Annotated in this window: 9 protein-coding genes; 7 read left to right on the top strand and 2 right to left on the bottom strand. The window is 67.7% G+C overall.

What is annotated here, in order from left to right:
- Positions 1–5: 5 nt before the first annotated feature.
- Both NBRGI_RS15065 and NBRGI_RS15060 read right to left on the bottom strand, forming a co-directional pair.
- Positions 6–1,169, bottom strand: coding sequence for an NAD(P)/FAD-dependent oxidoreductase (locus tag NBRGI_RS15065; RefSeq protein ID WP_029896701.1), 1,164 nt, complete (start codon positions 1,167–1,169; stop codon positions 6–8).
- Positions 1,166–1,513 carry a bifunctional 3-phenylpropionate/cinnamic acid dioxygenase ferredoxin subunit gene (locus NBRGI_RS15060; RefSeq protein ID WP_200882171.1) on the bottom strand — a complete coding sequence of 116 codons (348 nt, stop codon included), beginning with the start codon at positions 1,511–1,513 and terminating at the stop codon, positions 1,166–1,168. Before NBRGI_RS15060 ends, NBRGI_RS15065 begins: the two co-directional genes overlap by 4 nt.
- 195 nt (positions 1,514–1,708) lie before the next feature.
- Between NBRGI_RS15060 and NBRGI_RS15055 the strand changes: the two genes are divergently transcribed.
- The 7 genes from NBRGI_RS15055 to NBRGI_RS15025 all read left to right on the top strand — a co-directional run bounded on the left by NBRGI_RS15055 (position 1,709) and on the right by NBRGI_RS15025 (position 12,942).
- Positions 1,709–4,162: a GcvT family protein gene (locus NBRGI_RS15055; RefSeq protein ID WP_029896696.1), complete on the top strand. Its 2,454-nt coding sequence runs from the start codon at positions 1,709–1,711 to the stop codon at positions 4,160–4,162.
- 5 nt (positions 4,163–4,167) lie between these two features.
- Positions 4,168–5,316, top strand: a complete 1,149-nt coding sequence (gene solA / locus NBRGI_RS15050; RefSeq protein WP_029896694.1) for an N-methyl-L-tryptophan oxidase — start codon at positions 4,168–4,170, stop codon at positions 5,314–5,316.
- Positions 5,313–6,464, top strand: coding sequence for an aromatic ring-hydroxylating oxygenase subunit alpha (locus NBRGI_RS15045; RefSeq protein WP_051727783.1), 1,152 nt, complete (start codon positions 5,313–5,315; stop codon positions 6,462–6,464). The genes solA and NBRGI_RS15045 overlap by 4 nt, the downstream gene beginning before the upstream one ends.
- A 6-nt stretch (positions 6,465–6,470) precedes the next feature.
- Positions 6,471–7,952 carry an aldehyde dehydrogenase family protein gene (locus tag NBRGI_RS15040; protein ID WP_029896690.1) on the top strand — a complete coding sequence of 494 codons (1,482 nt, stop codon included), beginning with the start codon at positions 6,471–6,473 and terminating at the stop codon, positions 7,950–7,952.
- A 62-nt stretch (positions 7,953–8,014) separates the two neighbouring features.
- Positions 8,015–9,544 carry an APC family permease gene (locus NBRGI_RS15035; protein WP_029896687.1) on the top strand — a complete coding sequence of 510 codons (1,530 nt, stop codon included), beginning with the start codon at positions 8,015–8,017 and terminating at the stop codon, positions 9,542–9,544.
- Positions 9,537–11,093: a GMC family oxidoreductase gene (locus NBRGI_RS15030; RefSeq protein WP_029896685.1), complete on the top strand. Its 1,557-nt coding sequence runs from the start codon at positions 9,537–9,539 to the stop codon at positions 11,091–11,093. Before NBRGI_RS15035 ends, NBRGI_RS15030 begins: the two co-directional genes overlap by 8 nt.
- Before the next feature lie 7 nt (positions 11,094–11,100).
- Positions 11,101–12,942: a putative nucleotidyltransferase substrate binding domain-containing protein gene (locus NBRGI_RS15025; RefSeq protein WP_029896683.1), complete on the top strand. Its 1,842-nt coding sequence runs from the start codon at positions 11,101–11,103 to the stop codon at positions 12,940–12,942.
- Positions 12,943–12,951: the final 9 nt, after the last annotated feature.

The following is a 12,951-nucleotide window of genomic DNA, read 5'->3' as shown; positions in this document are numbered from 1 at the left end:
TCCTCCTACGGGGCGGCGACGGCCGCGGGCCGTCGCTCGATCTGTTTGCGGTAGCGGGTGAACAGGCGGGCGTTGTCGATCGCGAACACGGCAACCGGTTCGCCGTCGCGTTCGTAGAGCGCGGTGCACGAGGGAGCCGACGGGTCGCCGTCGAGGAACCGGAGCGTATCGCCCGCACGGTGCTCGCCCGCGAACTGGATCATGTGGCCGTACTGCTTCGACCAGAAATAGGCGGTCGGCGCACGGTCGGCGGGTGCGCCGAGCACGGCGGCGGCCGCGATCCGCGCTTGGGCGGTGGCGTTGGACCAGTGCTCGCTACGATGGTGCCCGCCCAGCGCGTCGTGGTAGGCGCGAGCACAGTCGCCGATGGCATAGATGCCGGGAATCGAAGTACGGCACCGTGAATCGGTCAGGAACCCGTTGTCGATCCGCAGCCCGGAATGCTGGGCCCACTCGGTATTGGGTGTCGCGCCGATGCCGACGATCACGGTATCGGCGGGCATCACGGTGCCGTCGGTGAGCCGCACGGCCTCGACCCGGCCGCGGCCACGGAATTCCGCGACGGCGACGCCGGTGCGCAGGTGCACCCCGTTGGCTGCGTGCAGGTCGGCGCACAGCGCGCCGAGCAGCGGACCGAATACGCCCGCCAGCGGTGCGGCCGCCAGCTCCACCACGGTCACCTGCACACCGAGAGCCGCTGCGGTCGAAGCGATTTCAGAGCCGATCAGACCTGCTCCGACGATGACGACGGCGCGGGCGGCGCGCAGCGAAGCCCGGATCGCGCGCGCGTCGTCGACGGTGCGCAGCGTGTGGATTCCGTCGAGCGCCGGCGCGCCGGGCAATGGACGGGCACGGGCACCGGTAGCGAGCACGAGCGAACGACCGGTGACCACTGTCCCGTCGTCCAGTGTGACACCGGGACCGGCTGTGGCCCGATTGATTTCGACCGCTCGGTGACCCAGGATCCAGCGGGTTCCCGGATCGTCACCGATCGCGCCGAGGGCGAGATCGACCTCGTCGCGCAGGAATTCCTTCGACAACGGCGGGCGGTCGTACGGGGCGTGCACTTCGTCGCCGACCACGGTGATCGATTCGCCGTAGCCGCGCGCGCGCAACTCGCGAACCAGCGAGAACCCGGCCAGCGACGCACCGATGACGACGACACTCATGGCTGGACCGCGACCACGACAGCACCGTCGAGCACCCGCACGGCGTAGGTGCGCACACCGATTTTGGCGGGCGGCCCCGAGACCTGTCCGGTGCGCAGGTCGAAACACGACTCGTGCAGCGGGCATTCGACCGTGCAATTCTCCACCCAGCCGTCGGCCAGTGACGCATCCTGGTGGGTGCAGGTGTCATCGATCGCGAAAAGCCCACTCTCGGTGTGGAATACCGCGATCGGCGCGCCGCCGTCGGGGTGCACGGTGGCGGCCTCGCCGACCGGCAGGTCGGTCAGGTGTGCGACGAACAGTTCGGTCCCGGAGGTCGCGGCGTGGTTGGCAAGGGATTCCATAAACCCTCCATGAGTTGCTTAGAGCGCAACAGAAATCGCAATACGCAACAGTGTGCATCGGTGACGCGAAGGCGTCAACCCCGGAATCGCCCGGTGAACGGCCGGTTTCCAGCGGTTGACAGCACGCGGTGCAAGGCGGACTATTTGTTGCGTAATACGAATTCGTTGCGCTACTAGCAACAACGGAGGCACCCTTTGGCTCACCGGAAAGTTGTCGTCATCGGAGCCGGGATCGTCGGGGCATCGCTGGCCGATGAAATGACCGCACGAGGTTGGGCCGATATCACTGTGCTCGATCGCGGACCACTGTTCGTCACCGGCGGATCCACTTCGCACGCACCGGGTTTGGTGTTCCAGACCAATCCGTCGAAAACGATGACCGAGTTCGCCCGCTACACCACCGAGAAATTCCGCGGACTCGATCACCCGGCCGGTCCGGCGTTCGATCCGGTCGGCGGGCTCGAGGTCGCGACCACGCCGCAACGCTGGCAAGACCTGCACCGCAAGGCGGGCTGGGCCCAATCGTGGGGTATCGAAGCGCGTTTGCTGAGCGCCGAGGAATGTGTCCGGCTCTATCCGTTGCTCGACGGAGACCGCATTTACGGCGGATTCCACACTCCGACAGACGGTTTGGCGAACGCGGTGCGCGCGGTGGAAGCCCAGGCGAGGTCCGCGACCGCACGCGGTGCGCGCTTCCTGCCCGACCAAGAGGTGCTCGGCATCGCCGAGCGCGACGGCCGAGTGGTCGGCGTCGTCACCGCCGAGGGGACCATTCCCGCCGATATCGTCGTGTGCGCCGCGGGATTCTGGGGTGCGGAGCTGGCGAAGCAGGTCGGCCTGGTCGTACCGCTGGTGCCGATGGCGCACCAGTACGCCAAGACCGGGAGCCTGGCGACCCTGGCCGAGCGCGCGGGCGCACGGGGTACGGCCCCCTTGCCGATCCTGCGGCATCAGGATCAGGACCTCTACTATCGCGAGCACGGTGACCGGATGGGCATCGGCTACTACGGTCACGCGCCGATGCCGGTGGATATGTCCACCCTGGCCGCGGCGACCGCGGGCGAGGCCATGCCCTCGATGCTGCCGTTCACCGATCCCGATTTCGCGCCCGCGTGGCGTGCGTCGATGGAACTGCTTCCCGCACTGGGGGATTCGAAGCCCGAGGAGGGGTTCAACGGCATCTTCTCCTTTACCCCGGACGGTTTCTCGATCATGGGTGAGCACCGCGACCTCGCTGGATTCTGGGTGGCCGAGGCGGTATGGGTGACCCATTCGGCGGGCGTGGCGAAGGCGACGGCGGAATGGATCATCGAGGGCGCGCCGAGCACCGACGTGCACGAATGCGACCTCTACCGTTTCGAGGACGTCGCGCGCAGCGACCAGTTCATTCTGGAGACGAGCGCACAGGCTTTCGTCGAGGTCTACGACATCATCCATCCGCACCAGTTCCGGACGAAGTTGCGCGGCTTGCGCACCAGCCCGTTCTACGCCCGCCAGCAGGAGCTGGGCGCGTTCTTCTTCGAGGGCGGCAGCTGGGAGCGCCCGGCCTGGTATGGGGCCAATGCGGGACTGGCGCAACGGCTTCGGGACGAAGGTGTGCCCTTCCAGGAGCGCGACGCATGGTCGAGCCGGTTCTGGTCGCCGATCTCGATCGCCGAGGCCCGCTGGACCAGGGAGCGGGTCGCGCTGTTCGACATGACGCCGCTGACCCGGTACGAGGTGGCCGGCACCGGTGCGCTCGAGCTGCTCCAGCGGCTCACCACGAACAACCTGGACAAGTCCGTCGGCTCGGTCACCTACACGCTGCTGCTCGACGAAACCGGCGGCATTCGAAGCGATCTCACGGTGGCTCGGTTGGGTCCGCAGCGTTTCCAGGTGGGCGCCAACGGCCCGATGGACTTCGACTGGTTCACCCGCCACCTGCCCGCCGACGGCGCGATCCAGCTACGCGACATCACCGGTGGCACCTGCTGTATCGGCGTGTGGGGACCACGTGCCCGAGATCTGGTGCAGCCTCTGTGTTCCGGCGACCTGGCGCACGAATCGTTCAAGTACTTCCGGGCGCTCCAGACCTATATCGGCGCGATTCCGGTGACCATGATGCGGGTGTCCTACGTCGGTGAACTCGGCTGGGAGATCTATGCCTCCGCCGAATACGGCAGCGCGCTCTGGGATCTGCTGTGGGAGGCGGGCCGCGCACACGAGGCGATCGCGGCAGGCCGGATCGCGTTCAACAGCCTGCGGATCGAAAAGGGCTACCGCAGTTGGGGCACCGACATGACCGCGGAGCACCGGCCCGCCGCGGCCGGTCTCGACTTCGCGGTGCGGATGACCAAGGGCGACTTCGTCGGCCGGGACGCACTGGAACACGCGCCCGCTCCGGCGATGGTGCTGCGCAGCATCGTCTTCGACAGTCCGGCCGCGGTGGTGCTCGGCAAGGAGCCGGTCTACGTCGACGGCGGGTGCGCGGGATACGTGACCAGCGCGGGCTATTCGGCGACCGTCGAACGCACCATCGCCTATGCGTGGCTGCCCGCGACCGTGGACGTGGGTGACCCGGTCGAGGCCGAGTACCTCGGTACCCGCTGGGCCGCGACGGTGCACGCCGAACCGGTGGTGGACCCGGAGATGTCGCGGATCAGGAGGTGAGCGTGATGACTACGGCGACAAAGAGTTACGACGTCATCGTGATCGGTGTCGGCGGCATGGGCAGTGCCGCCGCGTATCACCTGGCGGCCCGCGGGCAACGGGTACTCGGACTGGAGAAGTTCGGCCCTGCCCACGATCGCGGTTCCAGCCACGGCGGTTCGCGCATCATCCGGCAGTCCTATTTCGAGGACCCGGCGTACGTTCCGCTGCTGCTGCGCTCCTACGAACTCTGGGCGAAGTTGGCGGCCGACGCCGACCGGGAAGTGTTCCGGCTCACCGGCGGTCTGTACCTCGGCCCGCCGGACAGTCTCACGGTCGCGGGGAGCCTGCGGGCCAGCCGCGAATGGTCACTGCCGCACGAGGTCTGGGACGCGGCGCAGCTCCGGCGGCGGTTCCCGAACTTCACGCCCGCAGACGACGACATCGCGGTGTACGAGGCGAACGGGGGGTTCGCCCGGCCCGAGGTGACGGTGCAGGCGCATATCGATCTGGCGTTGCGGGCCGGTGCGACTTTGTCATTCGGCGAAGAGGTGCTGGGTTGGGTCGAAACCGCGTCCGGCGTCACGGTGACCACGGCGCGCGCCACTTATCACGCCGAGCAGCTCGTCGTCTGTCCCGGCGCGTGGGCGCCCCAGTTGCTGGCGGACTTCGGTATTCCGATCACCATCGAACGTCAGGTGCTGTACTGGCTCGATCCGATCGGCGGGACCGCGGCGTTCGAGGGTGAGCCGATCTATATCGCCGAGGACGCCTCCGGCATGCAGATCTACGGTTTCCCCGCCATCGACGGCCCGGCGGGTGGGGTCAAGACGGCGTTTTTCCGCAAAGGCATCGTCTGCACCCCCGACACCATCGACCGGGTGGTGCACCCGCACGAGATCGAGGAGATGCGCACCCGGGTCTCCGCGCTGCTGCCTGCGCTGGCCGGCCCGTGCGTGCACTCCGCGACCTGCATGTACTCCAATACCCCGGACGAGCACTTCGTCATCGCCAGGCATCCCCGCGGTACCCGGGTCACCATCGCCTGCGGCTTCTCCGGGCACGGCTTCAAATTCGTTCCCGTGGTGGGGGAGGTGCTGGCCGATCTGGTCATCGACGGCTCGACCACGCACCCCATCGCGCTTTTCGACCCGCAAAGGCTGGTGACCACATGATGGCCGATCCGCCGCCGGTGACCACTCCGGCGCTCATCCCGACGCTCGGGGGCAAGTGGTACGTCGACGACGGTGTCTTCGCGGCCGAGCAGGAGCAACTGTTCGAGCGAATGTGGTTCTGTGCCATCAGATCCGCGGATCTCGCGCAGGCCGGGCAGTTCAAGCGGGTGCAGATCGGCCGGGAGAGCGTGCTGATCGTGCGCGGCCGCGACGGCGCCCTGCGCGCCTTCCTGAACATCTGCCGTCACCGCGGCGCGATGCTGTGCACCGAGGACCAGGGCCAGGTGCGCCGCAACCTGCAGTGCCCGTATCACGCGTGGACCTACGGCCTGGACGGGAAACTGGTGGCCGCGCCGAACATGGCGGCGCTGAAGGACGCGACCGGCGCCGATATCGACCGGGTCGCCTACGGCCTGATCCCGGTCGCGCTGCGCGAATGGCTCGGCTACACGTGGGTCTGCCTGGCCGACGACCCGCCGGTGTTCGAGCACGACGTGGTGGGTGCGGTCACCGAACGACTCGGCGATCCGGCCGCGATCGACGCCTACGAGATCGAGACGCTGGCGGTGGGCCGCCGGGTGGTCTACGACGTGGCGGCGAACTGGAAGCTCATCGTGGAGAACTTCATGGAGTGCTACCACTGCGCAACCATCCATCCGGAACTCACCGAGGTGCTGCCCGAATTCGCGCAGGGCCTGGCCGCACAGGTGTTCGTCGGCCACGGCGCGGAATTCGGCGCCGATATCGCCGGATTCACCGTCGACGGTTCACCGGGTTTCGACCGGCTGCCGGGGGTTACCCCCGAACAGGACCGTCGCTACTACGCCATCACGATCCGGCCGACGGTGTTCGTCAATCTGGTCCCGGACCACATTATTTTCCACCGAATGTTCCCGATGTCCGCGGACCGCACTATCGTCGAATGCGATTGGTTGTACACCAAGGATGTGGTCGCCGCGGGACGAGATGTGTCCCGCTCCGTCGAATTGTTCCACCGGGTGAACGAGCAGGATTTCGCGGCATGCGAGCGAACGCAACCCACCATGTCCTCGCGCGCCTACCGTAAGGGCGGGGTGCTCGTGCCCGCCGAGCATCACATCGCGGAGTTCCACGAGTGGTTGTCCTGTCGTATCGGTGACGTGAGGTGACATGAGATGAACGGTGATCCGGATCTGCTGATCGATGGTCGATGGACGCATGCCGAGGACGGCGGCGTGCGCCAGATCATCGATCCGGCCGACGGCTCGGTGGTGGCGACGGTGGACGAGGCCACCCCGCGCGACGCGCAGGCGGCCGTCGCCGCCGCCCGCGCGACCTTCGACGCGGGCGGCTGGCCTGCGACGCCGGTCGCCGAGCGGGCGGCCCTGCTGCTGCGGATCGCTGATCTCCTGGCCCGCGACAAGGACCGGCTGGCCCGGCTGGAGACCGCGGACACCGGAAAGACCCTGGTGGAGAGCGAGATCGACATCGACGATGTGATCTCGGTGTTCCGCTACTACGCGAGCGCGATCGCGGTACAGGCCGACCGGCTGATCGACGTGGGCGATCCGGCGGTGCTCAGCCGTGTGGTGCGTGAGCCGATCGGCGTCTGTGTGCTCATCGCGCCGTGGAACTATCCGCTGCTCCAGATGTCGTGGAAGGTCGCGCCCGCGCTGGCCGCAGGCTGCACCATGGTGCTCAAGCCGAGTGAGGTCACCCCGCTGAGCACGATCGAGTTCGCGCGGCTCGCCGAGGAGGCCGGGGTGCCCGCGGGCGTGCTGAACCTGGTCCAGGGCAGCGGGGCGGTGCTCGGTGCCGCGCTGACCGGCACTCCCGACGTCGACTTCATCTCGTTCACCGGCGGTCTCGCGACCGGTCGCACGATCAGCAAGGTCGCCGCCGAGCACGTCACCAAGGTGGCGGTGGAACTCGGCGGCAAGAATCCGCACATCGTGTTCGCCGACGCCGACTGGGAGAGCTCGGTCGACCAGGTGCTGACCGGAGTGTTCCTGCATTCCGGGCAGGTCTGCTCGGCGGGCACCCGGTTGATCGTGGAGGAAACGATCGCCGACGACTTCGTCGCCGAGCTGGCGAGCCGGGCCGAGCGGATCCGGGTCGGCCCCGGCCTAGACCCGGCCAGCGAGACCGGACCGCTGGTCTCCGAGCAGCACCGCGAGAAAGTGGAAGCCTATGTCGCGCTGGGTATCTCGGAGGGCGCCAAGCTGGTGACCGGTGGTGCCCGGCCGAGTGATCCCGCATTGCAGGCGGGCAGCTTCTACCTGCCGACGATCTTCGATCACTGCGACCGGTCGATGCGCATCGTGCAGGAGGAGACCTTCGGCCCGATCCTGACGGTGGAACGCTTCCGCACCGAAGCCGAGGCGATCCGGCTCGGCAACGACACCGAGTACGGCCTGGCGGCCGGCGTGCGTACGTCGGACCCGGCCCGCGGCGAGCGGGTGGTGCGCGCGTTGCGTCACGGCACGGTGTGGCTCAACGACTTCGGTTATTACACCGCCGCCGCGGAATGGGGCGGCTTCAAGAAATCCGGTAACGGGCGCGAGCTCGGCCCGACCGGCCTGGCCGAATACCAGGAGACAAAGCACATCTGGCACAACACGGCACCGAAGCCGGCGGAGTGGTTCAAGGGCGTCTGAGCACAAGTTGTAGATCTCGGCCGGACAGCCCGTACGGCCAACCGCGGAAGGCACGGTAGACAATGGTAGCCACGGAACGCAGTGTGTCCGATGACAGCGGAATGGAAGATTTCGGATACAAGGAATCACTCGATCGAAGTATCGGGAAATTCGCCAGCTTCGCGGCGGGCGTCAGTTATATCTCGATACTCACCGGCACCTTCCAGTTGTTCTATTTCGGATTCGGCAGCGCCGGTCCGGCGTATCTGTGGTCGTGGCCCATCGTTTTCGTCGGGCAGCTGGCGGTCGCACTGTGTTTCATGGAACTCGCCGCGCGCTACCCGGTCGCCGGGTCGGTCTACAACTGGTCCAAGCAACTCGGCAGCAGAATCGTCGGCTGGTCCTCGGGCTGGTTGATGCTGACCGCCTCGATCGTGACACTGGCCGCGGTGGTGCTGGCGCTGCAGTTGAATCTGCCGCGACTGTGGAGCGGGTTCCAGATCATCGGCGACGGCACCGGTGAATACGATTACGCCACCAACGCGGTCCTGCTCGGGACGATCATGATCGTGTTCACCACCACGGTGAACGCGCTCGGCGTGCGGCTGATGGCGATGATCAACAGCGCGGGCGTGTTCATCGAACTGATCGCGGCGGTGCTGATCGCGATCATCTTGGCGGCCAACGCCACTCGTGGCCCGCAGGTGTTCTTCTCCACGCACGGCTATGGTGCGGGCGAGGCCGGTGGTTACCTCGGTGCGTTCCTGGTGGCCTCGCTCGCCTCGGGGTACGTGATGTACGGCTTCGACACCGCGAGTTCGCTGGGGGAGGAGACCGTGGAGCCGCGGCGCACGGCGCCCAAGGCGATTCTGCGGGCGGTGCTGGCCTCGTTCGTGATCGGCGGTGCGATCCTGGCGTTCGCCGTGATGGCGGCGCCGGATCTGGCCGATCCGCAGATCGGCAGCTCCAGCGGCGGTCTGCAATACATTGTGGAACAGGTGATGTGGGGTCCGCTGGGCACGATCTTCCTGTGCTGCATCGTGATCGCGGTGACGGTGTGCTCGCTGGCCGTGCATACCGCCGCGATCCGGCTGACCTTCGCGATGGCCCGGGACAACGCCTTGCCGTTCGGTGAGAAGCTGGCCCGGGTGCATCCGAAGACGCAGACGCCGGTGATCCCCGCGGTTTTGATCGGCGTGCTGGCCGCGTTGATCCTGGTGGTCAACATCGGACAGCCGAAGATCTTCACGGTGCTGACCTCGATCGCGATCATCATGATCTATCTGGCCTACCTGATGGTGACCGGGCCGATGCTGAGCCGGCGGTTGCGCGGGCAGTGGCCGCCGAAAGAGCTTGCCGCGGGCGGGTATTTCACGATGGGACGCTGGGGCCTGGTGGTCAACATCGTCGCCGTGGTCTGGGGCGTCGGCATGGCGTTGAACCTGGCCTGGCCGCGCCAGTCCGTCTACGGCACACCTTGGTACAACACCTGGGGTGCGTTCGTCTATATCGGCGCGATCCTCGCGGCCGGGCTCGCCTGGTACGGGATCAAGGGCCGCAAGCGGATCGGAACACTCGCTTCACACGCCGCGGAGGTGCGCAACGATGTCTGACTCGGTGTTCGACTATGTGATCGCCGGTGGCGGTACCGCGGGCTGCGTGCTCGCCGCCCGGCTCAGCGCGGATCCCGACGTGTCGGTGTGCCTGCTGGAGGCGGGCCCCTCCGATGTCGGTGACCGGGCCATCCTCGAACTCGACCGGTGGATGCATCTGCTGGATTCCGGATACGACTGGGACTACCTGGTCGAGCCGCAGGAACGCGGGAACAGTTTTCTGCGGCACGCCCGCGCGAAGGTGCTCGGCGGATGTTCCTCGCACAACTCCTGTATCGCGTTCTGGCCACCCGCAGAGGGTTTGGACGAGTGGGCCGCGCTCGGCGCGAAGGGCTGGAGCTCGGCCGAGGTGCTGCCGTATGTGACCCGATTGGAGAACAACGACGCCCCCGGCCCGCAGCACAGCCGCACCGGCCCGGTGCGGCTGCGGGATGTGCCGCCCGTGGACCCCTGCGGGCTGGCGGTGCTGGAAGCGGCTGCGATGGTGGGTTTGCCGACCGTGCAGTTCAACCGGGGCGCCACCGTGCGCAACGGCGCGGGATGGTTCCAGATCAACGCGGCGGAAGACGGTACGCGCATGTCGACATCGCACGCGTATTTGCATCCCGTGCTGGATTCGCGCCCGAATCTGGTGGTGCGCACCGATTGCTGGGTCAGCGAGATCCTGTTCGACGAGGCGCGCAACGCGACCGGGGTGCGGTATCAGCGGCCCGATCGTACCGGCTACGACAGTGTTTCGGCCCGGCGTGAGGTCGTCGTCACGGCTGGGGCCATCGATACGCCGAAGTTGTTGTTGCTCTCCGGCATCGGCCCCGCCGAGCATCTGCGCGAGATCGGCATTCCGGTGCGGGTCGACGCACCGGGTGTGGGCGCCAACCTCGACGACCATGTCGAGGGACTGGTGTTCTGGGAGGCGGCACGGCCGATGGTCGACACGTCGACCCAGTGGTGGGAGATAGGTCTTTTCGCCACCACCGACGACACCTTGCGCCTGCCGGACGTGATGATGCACTACGGCAGCGTGCCGTTCGACATGAATACGCTGCGCCACGGTTATCCGACCACCGACAACGGCTTCTGCCTGACACCCAACGTCACCCAGGGCCGCTCGCGCGGCACGGTGCGATTGCGCACCAGGGATTTCCGGGACCGGCCGAAGGTCGACCCGCGCTACTTCACCGACCCCGACGGCCACGACGAACGGGTCATGCTGGCCGGAATCCGGTTGGCGCGCAGGATCGCCGAGCAGTCGCCGCTGCGGCCGTGGATCGCCCGAGAGCTGGCACCCGGGCCCGAGGCCACCACCGACGACGAACTGCTGAGCTATATCCACGCCACGCACAACACGGTCTATCACCCGGCCGCAACCGCCAGGATGGGCGCGCCGGAGGACCCGATGGCGGTGCTCGATCCCGAGCTACGGGTGAAGGGGGTATCGCGATTACGGGTGGTGGACGCGTCCGCGATGCCGAAATTGCCCGCGGTGAACCCGAACATTACTGTCATGGCCATGGCGGAGAAGTGCGCGGATCTCATCAGGGCGACGTGAGCCGGAAATGCCTGCGGAGGGCGAACTAGCGGCGTTCCTCGGCGGAAACGCGCCGTTCCAGTCGATGCCGCGCGCCGACCTCGACCGGTTGGCCGCGGCCTCGACCCTGCACGAATTCGCGGCGGGCGCCGTGATCCGCGACTACTCGGCGCAGGTGCCCGACGAGATCTGGATGCTGTGGCAAGGGCGGGTCGCACTGCGGCCCAGCGGCGGCGCCGACGGCGATCGCACCATCGACACCGTCGAGCGCGGCGGCATCTTCGGCTATGTGCCGCTGCTCACCGGCGGTAGCGCCGAATTCGTCGCGCTGGCAATCGAACCGAGTCTGCTGATCCGGCTGCCGGGCGAGCTGGTGCGGGTGTGGTTCGCGCAACCGGACGGACTCGCCTTCCTCGCTTCGTCGAACTGGAAAACCCGGTCCGGCAACCGCGCCCCCGTCTCGCCGGCCCTCGGCAGTCGTCCGGCCGGTGAACTCGTCTCTAGCACACCGGTTTTCGTGACGCCGCAGACCAGCGTTCGCGACGCGGTGGTCCGGATGACCGAGCGCCACGTCTCGTCGGTGCTGATCCGGTTGCCCGACGGCGACTTCGGCATCTTCACCGACCAGGATCTGCGTGCCCGGGTGGTGGCGGCGGGACTGCCGGTCGATGTGGCGATCGCGCGGGTGATGAGCGCCCCTGCGCGGCGGGTCACCGCGGACCTGACCGGCGAGGCCGTGCTGATGGAGATGCTCGACTGCGGGTTGCGGCACCTGCCGGTCGTCACCCGGCGTGGCGAGGTGCTCGGCGTGCTCGAGGACTCGGATCTGCTCGCGGCCTCGGCCCGGCAGAGCTTCACGCTGCGCCGGGCCATCGGCGCGGCGACCGACCCGGCGCAGTTGCAACAGGTGGCCCGCGAAATCCCGGGCACCACCGTCGATCTGTTCCGCAACGGCACCAAAGCGTCCGCGACGAGCGGCATCCTGTCGGTGGTGGTCGATGCGGTGATCCGCAAGGCGCTCGAGCTCGCACGCGCCGAGTTCGGGGACGCGCCGGCCGGCGGATTCTCCTGGCTGACCCTCGGCAGCATCGCCCGGCGCGAGGCGATGCCGTCCTCGGACGTGGACAGCGCACTCTGCTGGAACGACGAGTTGTCCACCGCCAGTGGACAACTGCGCGCAATCGCGCAGCGCACGCACGCCATCCTCGACGCGTGCGGATTACCGGCGGACAGTAACGGGGCGATCGCCGCCAAGCCGAAATTCGCCCGCTCGCAAGGCGAGTGGGCGACGGCCGCGGCACAGTGGCTCGACGACCCGCTGCACGGCCGTGGTCTCATCATGTCCTCGCTGCTCATCGACGGCCGCGTGGTGTGGGGCGATCCCCAGCTGCGCGCGGTGCCCGCGGCCTTCGGGCGGATGGCCGCCGAGCATCCCGACGCATTGCGCCTGCAATTGCTGGACGCGTTGTCCGGGAAGGTTCGTACCCGGTCGCTGCGGGATGTGCTCTCGCGGCGCGGCGGTACCTTCGATCTGAAGACGCACGCACTGGTGCCCATCGTCAACCTGGCCCGCTGGGGCGGTCTGGCCGCAGGTCTGACCGCCGCGAGCACACCCGAGCGGCTCAGCGCGGCCGCTGCGGCCGGGGTGCTCTCCGAACGCGACGCCACCGTGCTGACCGAGGTTTTCGTGACGTTGCAGCGCATGCGGATGGTGCATCAGGTCGGGCAATTGTCCGCCGGTCACCGGCCCGGCGACGTGGTGCTGATGTCGGAGCTGTCGCCGCTGAATCGGAGCCTGCTCAACGAGGCGCTGCGCGAGATAGCCGCCGTCCAGCGACACGTCCGTGTTCGCGCAGCAACCTCGGCTTAGAATGGCGGT

It is taken from the genome of Nocardia brasiliensis IFM 10847 (assembly GCF_000710915.1).
GTDB lineage: Bacteria > Actinomycetota > Actinomycetes > Mycobacteriales > Mycobacteriaceae > Nocardia > Nocardia brasiliensis_A.
Note: the sequence above shows the minus strand (reverse complement) of the source record. Positions and strands in the feature narration are given on the sequence as shown.